This is a genomic window from Enterobacter sp. MGH119 (assembly GCF_001037675.1).
In the GTDB taxonomy this organism is placed as follows: Bacteria; Pseudomonadota; Gammaproteobacteria; order Enterobacterales; family Enterobacteriaceae; genus Enterobacter; species Enterobacter hormaechei_C.
This window is the reverse complement of record NZ_KQ089929.1, coordinates 1,311,472-1,330,789: the sequence shown is the minus strand read 5'-3', so window position 1 is coordinate 1,330,789 and position 19,318 is coordinate 1,311,472. Positions and strand designations below refer to the sequence as shown.

14 protein-coding genes, 1 other RNA gene and 1 pseudogene are annotated in these 19,318 nt (G+C 55.6%); 11 read left to right on the top strand and 5 right to left on the bottom strand.

Annotated features, from left to right (window positions below):
* The first annotated feature begins 99 nt into the window (after nucleotides 1–99).
* On the top strand, nucleotides 100–1,500 hold the full coding sequence (locus tag SK53_RS06235) for an MFS transporter (protein WP_045332096.1): 1,401 nt from the start codon (nucleotides 100–102) through the stop codon (nucleotides 1,498–1,500).
* A 3-nt stretch (nucleotides 1,501–1,503) separates the two neighbouring features.
* The gene (locus tag SK53_RS06230; protein WP_048208819.1) at nucleotides 1,504–3,879 is read left to right on the top strand and encodes a glycoside hydrolase family 3 N-terminal domain-containing protein; all 2,376 of its coding nucleotides are present in this window, start codon (nucleotides 1,504–1,506) and stop codon (nucleotides 3,877–3,879) included.
* A gap of 5 nt (nucleotides 3,880–3,884) precedes the next feature.
* On the opposite strand, the gene rprA is transcribed toward SK53_RS06230, so the two are convergent.
* Nucleotides 3,885–3,992: antisense sRNA RprA (gene rprA / locus SK53_RS22555), an RNA gene on the bottom strand.
* Nucleotides 3,993–4,201: 209 nt separating this feature from the next.
* Entirely contained in the window at nucleotides 4,202–5,317 is a 1,116-nt protein-coding gene (gene ydiK / locus SK53_RS06225; RefSeq protein WP_015570721.1) for an AI-2E family transporter YdiK, read from the bottom strand.
* A gap of 199 nt (nucleotides 5,318–5,516) precedes the next feature.
* On the opposite strand from ydiK, the gene SK53_RS23325 reads away from it, so the two are divergent.
* The 3 genes from SK53_RS23325 to SK53_RS06210 all read left to right on the top strand — a co-directional run bounded on the left by SK53_RS23325 (nucleotide 5,517) and on the right by SK53_RS06210 (nucleotide 9,260).
* Entirely contained in the window at nucleotides 5,517–8,573 is a 3,057-nt protein-coding gene (locus SK53_RS23325; protein ID WP_032666027.1) for a D-2-hydroxyglutarate dehydrogenase YdiJ, read from the top strand.
* Nucleotides 8,570–8,980 carry a 1,4-dihydroxy-2-naphthoyl-CoA hydrolase gene (menI, locus tag SK53_RS06215; protein ID WP_003857767.1) on the top strand — a complete coding sequence of 137 codons (411 nt, stop codon included), beginning with the start codon at nucleotides 8,570–8,572 and terminating at the stop codon, nucleotides 8,978–8,980. The genes SK53_RS23325 and menI overlap by 4 nt, the downstream gene beginning before the upstream one ends.
* 85 nt (nucleotides 8,981–9,065) lie before the next feature.
* Nucleotides 9,066–9,260, top strand: a complete 195-nt coding sequence (locus tag SK53_RS06210; RefSeq protein ID WP_003857766.1) for a YdiH family protein — start codon at nucleotides 9,066–9,068, stop codon at nucleotides 9,258–9,260.
* 46 nt (nucleotides 9,261–9,306) lie between these two features.
* Here SK53_RS06210 and SK53_RS06205 read toward each other — a convergent pair whose 3' ends face one another.
* Together SK53_RS06205 and SK53_RS06200 are read right to left on the bottom strand one after the other, a co-directional pair.
* Nucleotides 9,307–9,936 (bottom strand): helix-turn-helix domain-containing protein, encoded by a 630-nt coding sequence (locus SK53_RS06205; RefSeq protein WP_032609042.1) that lies wholly within the window; start codon nucleotides 9,934–9,936, stop codon nucleotides 9,307–9,309.
* Between the two features lie 77 nt (nucleotides 9,937–10,013).
* Nucleotides 10,014–10,673 (bottom strand): winged helix-turn-helix transcriptional regulator, encoded by a 660-nt coding sequence (locus SK53_RS06200; protein ID WP_003857763.1) that lies wholly within the window; start codon nucleotides 10,671–10,673, stop codon nucleotides 10,014–10,016.
* A 354-nt stretch (nucleotides 10,674–11,027) separates the two neighbouring features.
* Here SK53_RS06200 and SK53_RS06195 point away from each other — a divergent pair, with 354 nt between their 5' ends.
* The 6 genes and pseudogenes from SK53_RS06195 to SK53_RS06170 all read left to right on the top strand — a co-directional run bounded on the left by SK53_RS06195 (nucleotide 11,028) and on the right by SK53_RS06170 (nucleotide 17,031).
* Nucleotides 11,028–11,558: a fimbrial protein gene (locus SK53_RS06195; protein WP_048208817.1), complete on the top strand. Its 531-nt coding sequence runs from the start codon at nucleotides 11,028–11,030 to the stop codon at nucleotides 11,556–11,558.
* A gap of 57 nt (nucleotides 11,559–11,615) precedes the next feature.
* Nucleotides 11,616–12,293 carry a fimbrial biogenesis chaperone gene (locus tag SK53_RS06190; protein WP_048208815.1) on the top strand — a complete coding sequence of 226 codons (678 nt, stop codon included), beginning with the start codon at nucleotides 11,616–11,618 and terminating at the stop codon, nucleotides 12,291–12,293.
* 27 nt (nucleotides 12,294–12,320) lie between these two features.
* Entirely contained in the window at nucleotides 12,321–14,864 is a 2,544-nt protein-coding gene (locus SK53_RS06185) for a fimbria/pilus outer membrane usher protein (RefSeq protein ID WP_048208813.1), read from the top strand.
* A 1-nt stretch (nucleotide 14,865) separates the two neighbouring features.
* Entirely contained in the window at nucleotides 14,866–15,813 is a 948-nt protein-coding gene (locus SK53_RS06180; protein WP_048208811.1) for a fimbrial protein, read from the top strand.
* An 11-nt stretch (nucleotides 15,814–15,824) separates the two neighbouring features.
* The gene (locus SK53_RS06175; RefSeq protein WP_022650916.1) at nucleotides 15,825–16,337 is read left to right on the top strand and encodes a fimbrial protein; all 513 of its coding nucleotides are present in this window, start codon (nucleotides 15,825–15,827) and stop codon (nucleotides 16,335–16,337) included.
* A 41-nt stretch (nucleotides 16,338–16,378) separates the two neighbouring features.
* Nucleotides 16,379–17,031 (top strand): annotated as a pseudogene (locus SK53_RS06170) (helix-turn-helix transcriptional regulator).
* A gap of 51 nt (nucleotides 17,032–17,082) precedes the next feature.
* On the opposite strand, the gene fdhF reads toward SK53_RS06170, so the two are convergent.
* The gene (fdhF, locus tag SK53_RS06165; RefSeq protein ID WP_048208809.1) at nucleotides 17,083–19,233 is read right to left on the bottom strand and encodes a formate dehydrogenase subunit alpha; all 2,151 of its coding nucleotides are present in this window, start codon (nucleotides 19,231–19,233) and stop codon (nucleotides 17,083–17,085) included.
* Nucleotides 19,234–19,318: the final 85 nt, after the last annotated feature.

Genomic DNA, 19,318 nt, shown 5'->3' with positions numbered 1-19,318 from the left:
GCAGGGCGTTGCTAATACTTGAGCCTTACCGCGTACATCCGTCGGGATGATGCGCGACTGGTTGAAATACGTTTTAACCTGATAAAAAGGCAAATAACAATGACAATCTCCTCTGTATTACGTACCAAAGATAAAATAGGTTATGGCCTCGGCGATATGGCCAGCGCGCTGGTCTGGCAAACGGCAACGTTATTTCTCGCTTATTTCTATACGGACGTATTCGGTTTGCCTGCCGCCATTATGGGCACCATGTTTTTAGTGGTGCGCGTGGTCGATGCGTTTGTCGACCCGTGCATTGGCGCGCTGGTGGACCGCACTCAGACCCGCCACGGTCGTTTTCGTCCCTGGCTGCTCTGGTTTGCCATTCCGTTTGGCGTGAGCTGCCTGATTACCTTCTACGTACCGGATGCCGGGCAGACGGCGAAAATTGTCTATGCCTGCGTAACCTATGCCATCCTGAGTCTGATCTATTCCGCGATTAACGTCCCTTACTGCGCCATGCCCGGCGCGCTGACGCTCGATCCGCGTGAACGTCACTCGCTGCAATCCTGGCGCTTTGGCCTGTCGTTTATCGGCGGGTTGATTGTAACGGTCATCGCGCTGCCGCTGGTCTCATTATTAGGCCAGGGGAATGTGCAAAAAGGCTATTTCTATGCCATGAGCCTGATGGGGCTGCTGGGCATTGTTTTATTCTTCTGCTGCTTCTTTATGACCCGGGAGCGTTACTCGCCGCGCAATGACACCTCCGGTTCGATGCTGACGGATTTAAAACTGCTGGCCGCCAATAGCCAGTGGCGAATAGTTTTCCTGTTTAATATTTTACTGTTAACCGCCGTCGTGACGCGTGGCTCTGCGACCATGTATTACGTTAACTATGTTCTGTTACGTCCGGAACTGGTTTTTGCCTTTATTGTTTCCGGCATGATGGCCTCCTTAAGCGGCGCATTATTATCTGAACGCCTGCTGGGGAAATTTGACCGGGTGCGTGCCTATCAGTGGACCATTATTTCTTTCGTTATTTTTGGCGCGCTGATTTTCTTCATTCCGCCTTCGCAGGTGTGGCTGATATTCAGTCTGAATATTGTGTTTAGCTTTATTCAGAACCTGACCACGCCGCTGCAATGGACCATGTTCTCCGATGTGGTGGACTACGAAGAACACCGTAGCGGCCGCCGCCTGGACGGGCTGGTCTTTTCAACCGCCCTGTTTGCCATCAAGTTTGGGCTGGCGCTGGGTGGGGCGGTGGTCGGTTGGGTGCTTGGCATGGTGGATTACGCTCCGGGTCAGGCAAACCAGGCGCCTCATGTTCTTGCAACCATCAATGCCCTGTTCACCCTGATCCCCTGCGCGCTGTTCCTCTGCATGGTGGCGCTCCTAGCTATCTACAAACTTAACAGCCGGCTGGTGGACAGCATCGCCCGCGAGCTGGCCAGCAAACGCGATAGTCGAAACGATGCGGGGCAGCTCAGCCCGGCAACCCAATCCGCACTACAGGAGTAAACCATGACTGCGATCTACAAGGACGCGGGACGTCCCGTACACGAGCGTGTCGCTGATTTACTGGCGCGTATGACGCCGGAAGAGAAATTTGCCCAGATGCACGCGTACTGGCTGATCCTCGATGAACACGGCAACCACCGCGAGCGCAGCGATCTGAGCGATGAATTCGCTGGCGTGAGCGAACAGGCGTCCCTCAACGAAAGGCTGAAGCTCGGCGTCGGGCAGATCACCCGTCCGCTCGGCACGCACATTGTTAATGCAAAAACCGGCGTGCGTGCCGCCAACCGCCTGCAACGCATGATGATGGAGGAGACCCGGCTCGGCATTCCGGCGCTGTTTCATGAGGAGTGTCTGGTGGGGCTGCTGTGCAAAGATGCAACCCTGTTCCCGTCGTCGCTAAACTACGGTTCCACCTGGGACCCGGAGCTGGTACAGCGCGCAGCGGAGCAGATTGGCAAAGAGGCCCGATCCGTCGGGTGCCAGCAGGGGCTGGCCCCCGTGCTGGATGTCTCGCGCGATGTGCGCTGGGGACGGACGGAAGAGACATTTGGGGAAGATCCGTGGCTGGTAGGGGTGATGGCGACGGCGTACGTGAAGGGGTTGCAGGGCGATAAGCGCGATCTGCTGGCGACCCTGAAACATTACGTCGGCCACTCCTTCAGCGAAGGGGCGCGCAACCATGCGCCGGTCCATCTCGGTTTCAGCGAGCTAAACGATACCTTCCTGCTGCCGTTTGAGATGGCGGTGAAGCTGGCCAACGCCGGTTCGGTGATGCCAGCCTATCACGACATTGATAATCAGCCAGGGCACAGCGACCATTTCCTGCTCTCTACCGTGCTGCGTGAACAGTGGGGCTTCGACGGCATTATCGTGGCGGATTACGGCGGCGTCAGCCTGCTGCACCAGCACCACGGAATTTCTCACGATCCAGCGGAATCGGCGGCGCTGGCGTTTAACGCCGGGCTGGACGTGGAATTGCCGAAGGATGACTGCGCGCGTCATCTGGCGGAAGCGGTAGAGCGTGGGCTTATCTCAATGGCGAAAGTGGATGAGATTGTGGCGCGCGTGCTAAGTGAAAAATTCCGTCTCGGGCTGTTTGAAAAACCGTACGCCGACGAAGACGGTATCGATTTGCAGAATGAGGCGACCCGGCAGGTGGCGCGCGAGGTGGCAACAAAATCGATCACGCTGCTGGAAAATAACGGCATATTACCTCTCGGCGGAAAACCCCGTGTATCGGTGGTGGGGCCGACGGCTGACGATCCGCTGGCGCTGCTGAGCGGCTACAGCTTCCCGGTTCACCTGATCATCAGCGATATGGTTGAAGAGACCTCGCAGGTGACCACCCCGCGCGCGGCGCTGGAGCAGTATCTTGGCGCATCGCTGATACGTTACGCCAAAGGGTGTCACATTATCGAAAAACGGATGGCGGGCGCGCCGGTGTTCCCGGGCGACAGCGGTGGTAAACCGATACAGCAATCGCCGGTTTCACAACGTATGGATCTGATCCCCGACGCCGTGAGCGCGGCAAAAGAGAGTGACGTGGTGATAGCCTGCGTCGGCGATCTCGCCGGGCTGTTCCAGAGCGGCACCGTGGGGGAAGGCTCGGATACGGATTCGCTAAACCTGCCGGGCGTGCAGCAACAGCTGCTGGAGGCGCTGGTGGCAACCGGTAAGCCGGTGATTGTCGTCATGACGGGCGGGCGTCCTTATAACCTTCAGGGGCTGGAAGAGAAGGTGGCCGCGCTGATGATGGCCTGGGCGCCGGGGCAGGAAGGGGGCTGGGCGATTGCCGATGTCTTAACCGGCCGCGCGGAGCCGCAGGGCAGGCTGGTAGTGAGCGTGCCGAAAAACGCCGGGGCGATGCCGTACTACTATAACCACAAGCTGAAAAGCGGCGGCACGCCGTTTGCGTTCCATTTCGGCGCACTTTACCCGTTCGGTTACGGTCTCGGCTGGACGCAGTTTCGCTGGGGCGCGGCCCGCCTGGCTGAAAGCCGCGTCCCGATCGACGGAGAGGTGGCGTTAAGCGTCGATATCACCAACACCGGCGAGCGCAGCGGCAGCGAAGTGGTACAGGTGTACGTACGCGATAAGGTCGCCACGCAGGTGCGTCCGCTTCAGGAGCTGAAAGCGTTCCAGCGCGTTACGCTTTCACCGGGAGAAACCACCACGCTGACCTTTACCCTGCCTGTGGAGATGTTTAATTTCACCCGCCGGGACAGGAAGCGGATTGTCGAGCCAGGGGAATTTGAGCTACAGGTTGGCGCGTCTTCGGCGGATATACGCGAGGTGGTGAACGTGCTGGTAACCGGAGAGACGCGGGAACTGGCGGGGGATTGGCGGATGCTTAGTCGCTGTGACATTACACTGGCGTAAAAAGGATAAAAAAAAGCCCATCGTGGGAGATGGGCAAAGACTACACACAGCAATTCGTTGTTTCACTCAGGGGATTTCCATGCTTATAAATCAAGATGTTGATTTATAACCGTGTCTTAATAGTAGGCATGCCAGGATTTTGAGTCGATCGGATTCGTCTCAATAGTTAAAGGCAGGTAAAGATTTCTTGAAGAGAATGACGGTTTTAGGCAGGAAAAGGCGGGTCTGACCAGTGTGCAGAGAATAAATAGTTTAGCAACGTTTAAGTATTGCTGTGGAGAGTGTAGGCCGGGTAAGCGTTAGCGCCACCCGGCATCCGTTCTTACTGCGCGTTCTTATCTTCCAGCTCTTCAAGTTCGCTTAAGATGACGTCCGGATCGGTTCCCGGCGGCGGTACTTCATGCACCCAGGCGGAGAAGAGTCGCCAGGTCACCGCAAGCAGCACCGGACCGATGAACAGGCCAATCATGCCGAAGGCAATTAACCCTCCGATTACCCCGGACAGGATCAGAATCAGCGGCAGGTCAGCGCCCATGCGGATGAGGAGAGGACGGATCACGTTATCCATGGTGCCCACCACGCAACTCCAGACCAGCAGCACCGTGCCCCAGGTCGTATCCCCCGTCCAGTAAAGCCAGATAATACAGGGAACCAGCACCAGCAGCGGACCGAGCTGCGCCAGACAGGTCATCAGCATGACGACGGTGAAAATGGTGGCATAAGGTACGCCGGAAATCGCCAGCCCTATTCCGCCAAGTACAGCCTGCACCAGCGCTGTGACCACCACACCGAGCGCTACCGCGCGGACGGCCTGGGCTGCCAGCAGCACGGCCGCATCGCCGCGTTTACCTGCCAGTCGGGTGGCGAAATGACGTACCCCCAGCGCAACCTGCTCGCCGCGCCAGTACAGCAGGGCGCTGAAGACCAGCATCAACGTACAGTGCATCATGAAGCGACCAATGTGCGCAGCCTGCCCCACAAACCAGGTGGTGGTTGTGCCGATGTACGGACGCACTTTGGCCATCAGGGCGCTACCACCCATCTCCAGCAGGCTGTGCCAGCCGCTGTACAGTTTTGCGCCCACAACAGGAATACTGTTCAGCCACGCGAGATCCGGCAGCGTCATATCACCGCTGGTGACCGCGCGAATAACCGGGCCGCTACTGTCAACCAGGCTGTTAACCAGTAGGGCAATGGGAATAATAAACAGCAGGAACAACAGCAACGTCATCACCAGCACGGCCAGGCCGCGGCGACCAAACAGCAGTTTCTGCAAACGCAAGAGTAAAGGCCAGGTGGCGACGACGACGGTCGCGGCCCAGGCAAATCCGAGCACGAAAGGACGAACGATCCACAGACACGCAATAATCATAATGGCTAAGAACAGCACCGACAGCAGTATCTGCGCGACATCCCTGGGCTGACGAAGATTGACCATAAACGAAACTTTCCTTAAATGAACACCAGCAAGGCTGATGGGAATATAAACCGCATCTCTCTAATCATTAGTGATTTCAGCGATTTTTGACAGGCGGATTTTGCCCGTAATTCTACAAAGCACATAAGAAAAAAATGTGATAAAACTTTCCAGACACAACGCAAACGATTTCACACTATTCTCATTAGGGTCGACAGCAATGATCCCACAGATTTCTCAGGCACCGGGCGTCGTTCAGCTGGTGCTTAATTTTTTGCAGGCACTGGAGCAACAGGGTTTTACAGGTGACACCGCTACCGATTATGCCGACAGGCTGACGATGGCGACCGATAACAGTATTTACCAGCTTCTTCCCGATGCCGTCGTTTTCCCGCGCTCTACCGCCGATGTGGCGCTCATCGCCCGTCTGGCATCGCAGGAGCGTTTCAGCTCCCTGGTCTTCACCCCGCGTGGCGGCGGGACGGGTACCAATGGGCAGGCGCTGAACCAGGGCATCATCATTGATATGTCCCGCTATATGAACCGCATCATTGAGATCAACCCGGAAGAGGGGTGGGTGCGTGTGGAAGCGGGGGTGATCAAAGATCAGTTGAATCAGTTTTTGAAACCTTACGGCTATTTTTTTGCGCCGGAGCTTTCCACCAGTAACCGCGCGACCATTGGCGGGATGATCAACACCGATGCCTCGGGGCAGGGCTCACTGGTGTACGGCAAAACCTCCGACCACGTTATGGGTGTGCGGGCGGTGCTGCTGGGGGGCGATATCCTCGATACCCAACCGATGCCGATCGAGCTGGCCGAAACGCTGGCAGCAGAGAGCACCACCAGCGGACGGATTTATCGCACCGTGCTGGAGCGCTGCCGCGAAAATCGCGAGCTGATCCTTGACAAATTCCCGAAGCTAAACCGCTTCCTGACGGGCTACGATCTGCGACATGTCTTCAATGACGATATGAGCCAGTTTGATCTTACCCGCGTACTGACCGGGTCAGAAGGGACGCTGGCCTTCATCACCGAAGCGCGTCTGGATATCACCCGGTTGCCAAAGGTGCGCCGTCTGGTGAACGTCAAATACAACTCCTTTGACTCGGCGCTGCGTAATGCACCGTTTATGGTGGAGGCGCGGGCGCTGTCGGTGGAAACCGTCGATTCAAAAGTCCTGAACCTGGCCCGGGAGGATATTGTCTGGCATTCGGTGAGCGAACTGATTACCGACGTGCCGGATAAAGAGATGCTCGGCCTGAACATCGTCGAGTTCGCCGGGGATGACGCAGAGCTGATTGAGAGCCAGGTAAGCACGCTCTGCCAGCGTCTGGACGAGCTGATTGCGCAGGGGGAAGGCGGCGTCATTGGCTGGCAGCTGTGTAACGATCTCTCCGGCATCGAGCGAATCTACGCGATGCGTAAAAAGGCGGTGGGGCTGCTCGGCAACGCGAAAGGGGCGGCGAAGCCGATTCCGTTTGCGGAAGATACCTGCGTGCCGCCGGAACATCTGGCGGATTATATCGTGGAGTTTCGCGCGCTGCTCGACAGCCATGGTCTGAGCTATGGCATGTTCGGGCACGTTGACGCGGGCGTGCTGCACGTGCGCCCGGCGCTGGACATGTGCGATCCGCAGCAGGAGATCCTGATGAAGGCGATCTCCGACGAGGTCGTGGCCCTCACGGCCAAATACGGCGGTTTGCTGTGGGGCGAGCACGGCAAGGGGTTCCGCGCCGAGTACAGCCCGGCCTTTTTTGGCGAACAGCTCTACGCCGAGCTGCGTAAGGTGAAGGCCGCGTTCGATCCTCATAACCGCCTCAATCCGGGAAAAATCTGCCCGCCGGAGGGCGTTGATGCGCCGATGTTGCAGGTGGATGCCGTTAAGCGCGGCACCTATGACCGCCAAATTCCGATTGCGGTACGCGCTTCCTGGCGCGGCGCGATGGAGTGTAACGGCAACGGGCTGTGCTTTAACTTCGATGTGAAAAGCCCGATGTGTCCGTCGATGAAAATCACCAGCAACCGCATCCACTCCCCAAAAGGGCGTGCCACGCTGGTGCGCGAATGGCTGCGCCTGCTGGCCGACCGCGGCGTTGACCCGCTCAAGCTGGAACAGGAGCTGCCGGAAAAACGCGCGAGCCTGCGCGGGCTTATCGAACGCACCCGCAACAGCTGGCATGCGAACAAAGGCGAATACGATTTCTCGCATGAGGTGAAAGAGGCGATGTCCGGCTGCCTGGCGTGTAAGGCGTGTTCAACCCAGTGCCCAATTAAAATTGACGTACCGGAATTCCGTTCCCGCTTCCTCCAGCTGTACCACACGCGTTATCTGCGCCCGATGCGCGATCATCTGGTAGCAACGGTGGAGAGTTACGCGCCGCTGATGGCCCGTGCGCCAAAAACCTTTAACTTCTTTATCAACCAGCCACTGGTGCGAAAACTGTCTGAAAAACATATCGGCATGGTGGATCTGCCGCTGCTGTCGGTGCCATCGCTCCAGCGTCGGCTGGTGGGGCACCGCTCGGCGAATATGACCCTGGAACAACTGGAAGCATTAAGCCCTGAGCAGAAAGCGAAGGTGGTGCTGGTGGTGCAGGATCCGTTTACCAGCTATTACGATGCGCAGGTGGTGGCCGATTTTGTCCGACTGGCCGAGAAAATCGGCTACCAGCCGGTGGTGCTGCCGTTCTCGCCGAACGGCAAGGCGCAGCACATTAAAGGCTTCCTCACCCGCTTTGCGAAAACCGCGCAGAAAACTTCAGATTTTCTGAATCGCGTGGCGCAGCTCGGCATGCCGATGGTGGGCGTCGATCCGGCGCTGGTGCTCTGTTACCGGGACGAATATAAGCAGACTCTCGGCGATAAGCGCGGTGATTTTCAGGTCTTACTGGTACACGAGTGGCTGCCTGCGGTGCTGACGCAAACGCCCCCTCAGGAGGTCAGCGGAGAATCCTGGTACCTGTTTGGGCACTGCACCGAAGTGACGGCGCTGCCGACGGCGCCTGCCCAGTGGGCTTCTATCTTCTCCCGGTTTGGCGCGAAGCTGGAAAGCGTCAACGTGGGCTGCTGCGGTATGGCCGGAACCTACGGCCATGAAGTCAAAAACCACGCTAATTCGCTCGGCATTTACGAGCTGTCATGGCATCAGGCGATGCAGCGCCTGCCACGCAACCGCTGTCTGGCGACGGGCTACTCCTGCCGCAGCCAGGTGAAACGGGTGGAAGGTAACGGCGTCCGCCATCCATTGCAGGCTTTACTGGAGATTATCGGATGATCTGGAAACGTGCGGTCACGCTGGAGGCCTTAAATGCCATGGGCGCGGAGAACATGGTCGGTTTGCTGGACATCCAGTTCACGCGCATTGGCGACAACGAACTGGAAGCGACGATGCCGGTAGACTGCCGTACTCATCAACCGTTTGGCCTGTTACACGGCGGCGCGTCCGTCGTGCTGGCCGAAACGCTGGGATCGGTGGCGGGCTACCTGTGTACGGAAGGAGAGCAGAAGGTGGTGGGTCTGGAGGTCAATGCCAACCACATCCGCTCCGTTCGCAGCGGGCGCGTGCGCGGCGTCTGCCGGGCGCTGCATGCTGGAAGCCGCCATCAGGTGTGGCAGATTGATATCCTGGACGAGCAGGATCGCCTGTGTTGTTCATCAAGGCTGACGACGGCCGTTGTGTAAAGTTTCCGGATGTCTTGCTTTTGGTCAAAAATTAGCCGCCTGATTGTGATATACTGGTCACGTTTTGAACATAAGCGAGGACATCATGGATACTGAAATAACCCCAACACAGCTGGCAATTGAATATTTACGTCGCGATAAAAGCAATCTGTCTCCAGCGCAGTACCTGAAAAAGCTGAAACAGCTTGAGCTGGAATTTACGGATTTGCTGGCGCTCTCTTCAAACGAACTGAAAGAAGAGATCTACTTTGCCTGGCGGTTGGGCGTTCACGTCCATTAAGCAGTGAAGAAAAGGCCGCAAGCGCGGCCTTTTTTGTGTCTGACAGTCAGTATCTGGCAGGCAGTTTATTAATTTTAATCAGCCGGCCTTCTTCCATTTCGATGAACCCGCCCGTTTTCAGGTCAGCCAGGATCCGCATTACGCCGCTGCGGGAAAGCTGGGTTTTATCCCTGATATACCTTTCCGCCGTCACGCTACGTCGGTAGCTGTCATCTTCCTGCATCAGCAGCACGAGCTGCTGGCGAATCATCTCGTACGCGGTTGGCGCGCCTTTCGGCATGACGTTGTGATAAAGCCGGTTATAGACAAACATCAGATGATTAGAAAGCAGCCCCCACAGCGCCTTCTCTTTGATAATTTCAGCCACCCGATCGGTCGTGAGCACACCAATCAGGCAAGGCGTTACCGTTCGAAGGTAGTCGGTAAAATAGATGTCCGTCAGGTTAGCGAGGCCAAACAGGGCGGGACTGCGCGCCGTCGAAAGCATCATGTCGTCGCTTCTTCTGTATATGGCGACCGTGCCGTCAAGAATTAAATAACACATGCTCTGCCCGTTTACCTGGAGATTAAGTTGCTCGCCGGGATCGGTTTTATGCGTGGTGCAGTGCGGCTGTAAATGAGAAATCAGTTCCTGAGCATAGGGAGATCCGCGATGCGATGGTTTGTCAGAAGACATAGCGTTAACCTGGAAAGAGACTGTACTCTCTATAGTGTCGCTCTTCTTTTCCACCTTCTCCAGAGATAAATACAGCCTCAGTATTTACGGGGTAAGTGATGGATCTCTACTAGAACGCCACGCTCCATGGTGATGTATTTCCCCGTCCGCAACTCCGCGAGGATCCGCATAATGCCGCTGCGTGAAAGATAGGTGCGGCTTTTGATATAGGCTGCGGCGGTAATGTTTTGTCTAATGGCTTCAGGCTCCTGCATCAACTCAACCAGCTGAAAGCGGATAATGTCATAAGCCGACATTTGCGATATCTGGGCGCAATGTTCGTAAACGCGCGATGCGGTATAGATCAGCAGGTTTGAGAAGTGCTCCCATAAATTCTGTTGTGCGACAACATGATTGAAACGCGCCAGCGAAACGCTGGCCACCTCTGAGGTTTCCAGCGCTCTGACGTACAGGTGCTCAGACGATAACTGGCTGCTCACGCCGAGTATAAATGGCGCAGATTCAGAATTTAAGACGATACCGTCCCCGCGACGGTGCAACGCCACGCTGCCATGCAACAGTAAAAAGCATTGACGGGTATCGCCGGAGCAATAATGGATAATTTCTCCTCTGGCAATAATGCCTCTCTCCGCATGCGGCAAAACATTATCGATTATTTTTTCAATGTGCTTAAAAGGCTTAGCGCCGAGCACTGTTGATTTATCAATTTCTGACTCAGGCGCGAATCGGGTATTCATTTGAGACCTCACTGACTGATGCGATCATTTTTTGATCGGCATAAAGAATTATCTTAAAAAACAGCAGGTCAGGGAATGTTAGCAGCGAGTCTAATTATAGACTTATCTTTTTTTAAGTGTTAATTAATTGAAATTGCAACTTTTTTTGTTCAGGTCTAAAAGTATACTGTGGACATTATTCTTAAGCTATTCCCGAGTGAATATGTTTTTTATTTGTTAAAAGAGGGTCTACAGCTAGACCTCAAAATTGATTGTATGCGGAAAAGGAGTTGTATAAATTTTGACTCGTCGGAAGGGGTTTAATTTCTGCAACTGAATGTCGGTAATAAATAGAGTAATACGGGATATAAAATTATGAATAAAAAATTGATGATGGCAATGTTAGCGGCAGGTTCTGTACTCACTATGACCAATGCATTGGCAGCGGCCGGTACCGTTAATTTTAACGGAAATATTCTGGATTCTGCCTGCGACGTTGATGTGGCATCCCAGAATCAGGTGGTGGTATTGGGCGATTATTATAAAACGGAATTCCCGACAACCGGGGCGAGAACGGCTGCGACGCAGTTTAATATTATTTTGAAAAACTGTCCGGTAACGGTCACCAATGCAAAAGTCCGTTTTGATGGCACGCCGGATTTAACCAACGCCAGCCTGCTGGCGATTGATACGTCCGTGGCGGGAGCGGCTACCGGGGTGGCGATTAACCTGATGACGGCAGATAAAGCCGATCTGCCGCTGCACGGCAGCAACAGCTATACCTACGCACTCAGCAGTACGGCTGATAATACGTTGAGCTTCTACGCGCAGTATATTTCCATCGCGGCATCCGTTACCGCGGGCCCGGCTAACTCGGTCGCGAACTTCTCTGTGGTGTACAACTAAGTCAATGGCAGTAATTAGCAGGGGGCCGCCTGGCCCCTTGTTTTATGAGGTAAAAAAATGCGTTTTATCACCACAACGGGCCTGGTTATGGCGCTGTTACCGCTGACGTTAACATCCGCCAGTGCAGGAGTAATTATTGGCGGCACCCGTGTTATTTTTGATGGGGCTAAAAAAGAAGCGTCAATAAATATTACGAATCCTGATAACGGTCCTTATTTAATTCAGTCGTGGATAGATGTTCAGGATGAACAATCGGGTAAAGCGCCTTTTATTATTACTCCTCCGCTGTATCGGCTGGACGGCGGGCAAAAAAACCTCGAGCGTATTGTCATGGCAGGCTCTCTGCCTCAAGGGCAGGAGAGTTTATTCTGGCTGAACATCAAAGCTATTCCGTCAGCCTCTAAGCAGATGAACTCGCTGCAAATTGCCGTCAAAACGCGCATCAAATTAATTTATCGACCAGAGACTCTTCGTGCGTCTACCCCCGAGGAGCAGGCCAATAAATTAACCTGGCGTCGTGCGGGAAATACCCTTCTGGTTAATAACCCAACGCCGTACGTTATCAATTTCAATGAAATTACGTTGGGTAATAAGAAACTTGACGATGTCACGTATGTGATGCCTTCGGGCACAGCCCGTTTCCCGTTACCGAATGGAACCAGTGGCAATACGCTGACGTTTAAAGTCATTAACGATTACGGCAGCCCTGGTGAATTACACCGGGCCAGTTTGTGATCCTTACGCGTTAATCAGGTGCTCGTCATGACAACGGCATTGAATACAATGCAGCCTGCGCGCCTGGCAATATTTATTGCCCTCGCGCTTGCTGGTGTCTCTCCCACACTGTATGCCAGTGAGACGTTTAATACGGAACTGGTAGAGCTGGATAATCCCGGAATGGGGAAAGCGGATTTATCTGCCTTTGAATCCGGCTCGCAGGCGCCCGGGACATACCATGTTGATATTATTCTTGACGATCGGCTGCTGGAAACGCGGGATATTCGTTTCATGGCAGTGAAGGATGCTAACGGCAGTGAAACGTTGCAGCCGTGCCTGAGTATCGGGCAGTTAAAAGCGTGGGGCGTGAAAACGGCGCTTTTCCCGCAGCTCGACGCCGGGGAAGGAGAATGCGCCGATCTCAGGGCGATTCCACAGGCCAGCGCGGATTTCCAGTTTGGCGCCCAGCGCCTGGCGATCAGCATCCCACAGGCGGCCATAGACCTGCCAGCGAGAGGTTACGTTCCGCCGGATATGTGGGATGAAGGCATTACCGCGGCCATGCTCAACTACAGCCTGAGCGGGGCAAACAGCCGGGCAAGAAGCGGGGCAGGCACCCGCAGCGACAGCCAGTATGCAAACCTGCGGCCGGGGATCAACGTCGGTCCCTGGCGGTTACGCAACTACACCACCTGGTCCCGCGATGCGTCCGGCCAGGATAAGTGGGACAACGTCTACACCTTGATGCAGCGCGCGATTATTCCCCTGCAAGCCCAGCTTACGCTCGGAGACAGTTCCGCGCCTGCCGATGTCTTTGACAGCATGCCGTTTCGCGGCGTCCAGCTGGCGTCCGACGACGATATGCTGCCGGATTCCCTGAAAGGCTATGCGCCGGTGGTGCGCGGTATTGCGCGAACTAACGCGCAGGTCGTGGTGCGTCAGAATGGCTATCAAATCTACCAAAGCTACGTGGCGCCGGGCGCGTTTGAGATCGCGGATATGTATCCCACCGGCGGCGCGGGCGATCTTGATGTCACGATCGTCGAAGCCGATGGCAGTGAGCAACATTTCACCCTGCCGTACGCTTCGCTGCCGGTCCTGCAACGGGAGGGGCGACTGAAATATGCCCTTACCGCCGGGCAATATCGCTCGTATAACCGTAGCGTGGAGAAAACCCCCTTCGGGCAACTGACCGGAATTTACGGCCTCCCTCACGGGATCACGCTCTATGGCGGCGTCCAGGGGGCAGATAAGTACCAGTCGGCGGCTCTGGGGATGGGCAAGAACATGGGCGATCTCGGGGCTGTATCCGCAGACGTCACTCAGGGCTGGTCAACGCCGGAGCATACCGCGAAAACAAGCGGTCAGTCGTGGCGGGCCAGATACAGCAAGAATTTTATCACTACCGGGACCAACTTTTCGATTGCCGGGTATCGCTACTCGACCCGCGGCTATTACGGGATGCAGGACGTCCTCGGTTCGTACGGAGACAGCAGCGCGCTTCAGGACAGGCGACGTAACCGTGCCGAGCTGACGATGAGCCAGACGCTGGGGGACAACCTGGGCGCGCTTACCCTCAGTGCGGCGCGGGAAGATTACTGGAATGACGGTAAGTCGATGGCTTCGTGGAGCGTCGGCTATAGCAACTACTGGCACAACATCAGCTATGGCCTGACATGGACCTACAGCAAAAATGTCCGCTCAGCGTCAGAAAACCGCAAAAGCCAAAAAAACGCTGACCACGACCAGCTTCTGTCGTTCAACGTCAGCATTCCGCTGGATAAATTTTTGCCGCAGACATGGGCTAACTATGGCATGAACGCCAGCAGCAATAACGGGACGACGCATAACGTCGGCCTGAACGGGGTGGCACTCGAGAACCGTGCCCTGAGCTGGAACGTTCAGCAGGGATATGGCACAGAGGGCGTGGGGAATATCGGCAACGTGAACGCGGACTATAAAGGCGCCTATGGCGAAGTCACGGCAGGTTATGGTTATGATAAAAACAGTGAACGCCTGAATTACGGGCTGCAAGGCGGCATTCTCGCCCATGCTGACGGCATCACGCTTTCCCAGCCGCTGGGGGAGACCAGCGTCTTAATCAAAGCCCCAGGCGCCCACGACGTGGATATCCGCAATCAGCCCGGTGTACGGACAGATTTTCGCGGATATACGGTCGTGAGCAACCTTTCGGTCTACCGGAAAAACGATCTCACCCTCGACCCGGAAACGATGCCGGACGATGTCGAGCTGGAGATCAACACCCGCACGGTGACGCCGACGCGGGGAGCGGTGGTGAGAGCCGATTATCTGCCGAAGTCAGGTCGCCGGGTGCTGATGACCTTGACCGACAACGACCGCGCCGTTCCGTTTGGGGCGGTGGTCACCCTTGTGGGTGATGACAGCGGCAGTTTTATTGTCGGCGATCGCGGTCAGGTCTATTTAACCGGGATGCGCGAGCAGGGAACGTTAGTCGCCACATGGGGAAGTCAATCCAGCCAGCAATGCCGCGCTGATTTCACGCTGCCGAATCACTCAATGTACGGTGGGATCGCTGATATGCGCGCCACCTGCCGTCAGGAACGCTAACATGAAATGTCTTAACTCGATGCTGCTGCTCTGTTTGCTCGCGGCGGGAAGTATCGCTCGTGCCGGTACCTGCACCACCATCATCCCGCAGCTTTCCACCCTGTCCGTGGGGACGATCAACGTGCAGCGCGATGCGCCTGTCGGCACGGTGGTATTTTCCGGCGCGGCGTCAGCCACAGGCTCCTATCTTACCGGGTGTACGAATCCGCTGATGCTGGGATTCAGCATGCGCTACAACAGCGCCACGTTGAGCAGCTACGGCAACCATGTTTACAACACGAACGTCAGCGGGATAGGGATACGCTTTTCCTCCAACGGCTATTTTGAAAACCCGAGCAATACGTTCTCGTACAATACGCAGACCTCCTATGTGGACTGGTACGGCGGGAGGATTGAGCTGGTGGTGACCGGCCCGGTCTCATCGGGGGCATTAACCCCGGGGGTGATTGGCGTCGTGACGCTTCAGGGAAGCGACGGCCTCTACCGTGACGGTCTGACCACGCAGCTCACCTCCGGCAACATCAATGCCCTGGCGTGCACGGTGAATACGGCCCAGCTGACGTTTCCGATAGGGGATATTCCCGCTTCGGCGTTCGGCACCGTGGTGGGCACCACGCCAGCGGGAGCACAGAACACGCAAAACCTGGGCTTAACCTGCGCCGCCGGAACCAATATTACGGTCTCGCTCAGTGGAATACAGAATCCGGACAGCGCCAATACCAGCGTGATGGCCTTAACCGGGCAGGGAAATGCCGGCACTGCAAAAGGGGTGGGGGTGCAGCTAATCTATAACGGTGCACCGCTGGCGATGAACAGCCGACTATTTTTGCGACAGTCTGCCGGGGGGCAAGAGACGTTGCCATTAACGGCCCGATATTACCAGACGTTAACCCGCGTGGAGTCAGGTTCAGCGAATGCCTCCGCCACCCTGAATTTGACCTACCAGTAGCAGGTAAGAAGATGAAAATAAGATGCAGGACACTGCTGTTACTTGCCTTACTCAGCGGGAAGGTATGCTCCGCTGATAGCGTCAACATCGGTGTGACGGGAAATATCGTGGCGTCGCCATGCATATTCAATGGCGGCAATAACAATCTCGATGTCAATCTGGGCAATATTCAGGCAACCAATATGGCGACGCCGGGCTCAACATCGGATCCGGTGCCTTTCAGTCTGCTGTTTACCCAGTGCCCAACGGGAACGCAGAGTGTGACCGTCGCTTTCACCGGCAGCCCCGATCCTGAGGCGGGCGCGGACTATTTTATGAACAGCGGTTCGGCCACACATGTGGCGATAGCCATGCGCGATGCCCAAACCGGTGCGCTTAAAGGAACAGGCTCCAGCATGACCCAGACCATTGCCGCGGACAGAACCGCGACATTAGCTATGCTGGCCTCGGTAAAATCCATGACGGGGGGCGCCACGCCGGGAAGCATCCGCGCGGTTGTGGTGATGACGATGCAGTACAACTGAATGCCGGTGATAAGCCTTTTTTAAAGACGTTGGTGTGAACTATGTTAAATATTCTGATTCAGGAAACGGATCTGTTTTTTCAGGCTGGGCTACAGAGCTTTTTCGAAGATTTTTTTAAGCATAACTTTCATCGCTCCATCACTTTTCACCTGGCGCTGACCAATGAAAACGTCAGCCAGGCCGATATTATTGTTCTTTCATTATGTCAGGGGGAAACGCTGACCTGTTTTCCGGAATTACTGGCCGGCAAAAAGGAATTGTGATAGGTCTCGTCGACGATGAGCTGCGCTTTTCGGCGCTGCCTTCCTGCTTTCAGGACATTATTTTTCTTCCTCGCCGGGCATCGCTTGATCGTATTAGCGGCGTTCTGTTTATTGCGTGGTTCACGACGCAATTACCGGGTTACACCTGGAATAAAAAGACCTGTTTCGACTGCCAGCATAAAGGGTTATCCCGGCAACAAATTCGTATTCTGGTCAATTTTTACCGAGGGCTGTCGGTAGTGCAGACCGCTCAGGCGCTGGAGATGAGCGAAAAAACGGTCTTTACCCATAAATATATGATGATGCAAAAATTTAATCTGCGAAGCGATTACGAGCTGATCGTACTGTTGAGAAGGCTGATGGAGAAAAAGAGCCGGCCGAACCTGCTTCGCGATTACCTGGAAAATAATTATGCACAACAAATAGCCTGAAACGGCAGCGGATAGCTGGCCGGGCAGCGATAGCCGCCACCCGGCAAGCATTTAAACGTTAACCGCAGCGATCAACCGCGACTTCATGGACTGATACGCCGATGCGGCATAGTCCTCTGCCCAGCGCTGGTCCTCGATTGCCTCAAGCTGCACGGCGCAATACTTCGTTTCCGGCGTTCTGGAGATCGGGTCGAGATTATCCTGCGTCAGCTCATTACAGGCGCCAATCCACCACTGGTAGGTCATATAGATTGCACCCGCATTGATGCGCTCGCTGATGCTGGCGCGGGTGATCACTTTACCCCGGCGTGAACGTACCCAGACCAGCTGGCCTTCGGCAATCCCCCGTTCATCCGCGTCGGCCGGGTTAATTTGCACCCGGCCCGGCTCGTCGGCCAGGCTTTGCAGCGCGGCGCAGTTCCCGGTCATGGAGCGGCAGGAGTAGTGGCCCACTTCGCGCACTGTGCACAGTACCAGCGGGTAATCCGCATCCGGTGTCTCCGCCGGGGCGCGCCAGGGGGCGGCAAATAGCTGGCCTTTGCCAGTGGGGGTGTCGAACTGATTATCCTTGTACAGGTAGGGAGTGCCGGGATGATCGAGGGTTGGACAGGGCCACTGCACATGACCCATCTCGCCCATTTTTTCGTAGGTCACGCCGTAGAAGAGGGGGCACAGCTCGCGCATTTCGTCCCAGATCTGCTGGTTATCCTCGTAATGCATGGGATAGCCCATTTCCGTGGCCAGCAGGCTGATGATCTCCCAGTCGCGCCTGACATTGCCGCTGGGCTCAATGGCTTTGCCGAAACGCTGAAAGCCGCGATCGGCACAGGTGAACACACCGGCGTGTTCTCCCCATGAGGTGGCAGGGAGCAGCACGTCAGCCAGCTCTGCCGTTTTGGTCATAAAGATGTCCTGAACCACCACAAAATCGAGCGCCTCAAAGCCGCGGCGGACCAGACCCAGATCGGCTTCTGTCTGAAGCGGATCTTCCCCCATGATGTAATACGCTTTGATCTTACCTTCCAGCGCGAGATGCGGCACTTCGGTGATACGCGTTCCGACGCGATCGTCCATCCGGTTGACATTGATTTTCCACGCATCGGCAAATTTCAGTCTGACCGCCGGATCAGTGACGTCCTGGTAGCCGGGGAACATATTGGGCAGAACACCCATATCGCAGGCGCCCTGAACGTTATTTTGCCCGCGAACCGGCCCCACGCCGACGGCAGGGCGGCCCAGATTGCCGGTCAGCAGTGCCAGGCTGGAGAGACCTTTCACCACATCGACCGCCTGACCAAACTGCGTGACGCCCATACCCCACATCACCGTTGCTGAAGGCGCCGCTGCGAACATGCGAATTGCCTGACGAACATCCCGCGCGGGGATCCCCGTCAGATGTTCAACCTGCTCGGGTGCGTAATCTTTTACCGTCAGTCGGTACGCCTCAAGCCCTTCTGTAAAGCGAGCAACGTAGTTTTTGTCGTACAATTCCTCTTCAAGCAGGACATAGCCAAAGGCATTGACCAGCGCCATGTTACTGCCATTTTTTAACTGAAGATGAAGATCGGCAATGCGTGCCGTTTCAATATGACGCGGATCGCAGACAATGATTTTCGCGCCATTTTCACGTGCTTTAAGCACGCGTCGGGCGACGATGGGGTGAGAGTCGGCGCAGTTATAGCCGAATACCAGCAGGCATTTTGAGTTTTCAATATCGTTAATGGAATTGCTCATGGCGCCGTTGCCGAGGGTCTCCTGTAAACCGGCAACGGACGGACCGTGACAGACGCGGGCGCAGCAGTCGACGTTGTTAGTATTCAGCACCGCACGGGCAAATTTTTGCATCACATAGTTGGTCTCATTGCCCGTTCCCCGCGAGGAACCCGTGGTCATAATGGACCGAGGGCCGTACTGATCTTTGATGCTTTTAAGCCTGTAAGCGGTATAGCGAATGGCCTCTTCCCAGGTAACAGGGGTAAAGGCCTCCCCTTTGCTGTAGCGGATCATGGGCTGCGTCAGGCGGGGGGTAAGCAGCCGTGTATCATTAAGAAAGTCCCAGCCGTAGAACCCTTTCAGGCAAAGCGTGCCCTGATTAGTTACGCCATTAGCGGCTTCGGCACGGATAATCCGGTTATTTTTAACGACGAGGTTAAGTTTGCAGCCTGCACCGCAGTAGGGGCAGACGCTGGCGATTTTTTTCATCAATAACAGACCTGTTAAGAAATGAAGCAATGTTTACTGGAAAGCCCAGTCCCTTAGCGGACTAAGCAGGATCCATGCCACATTC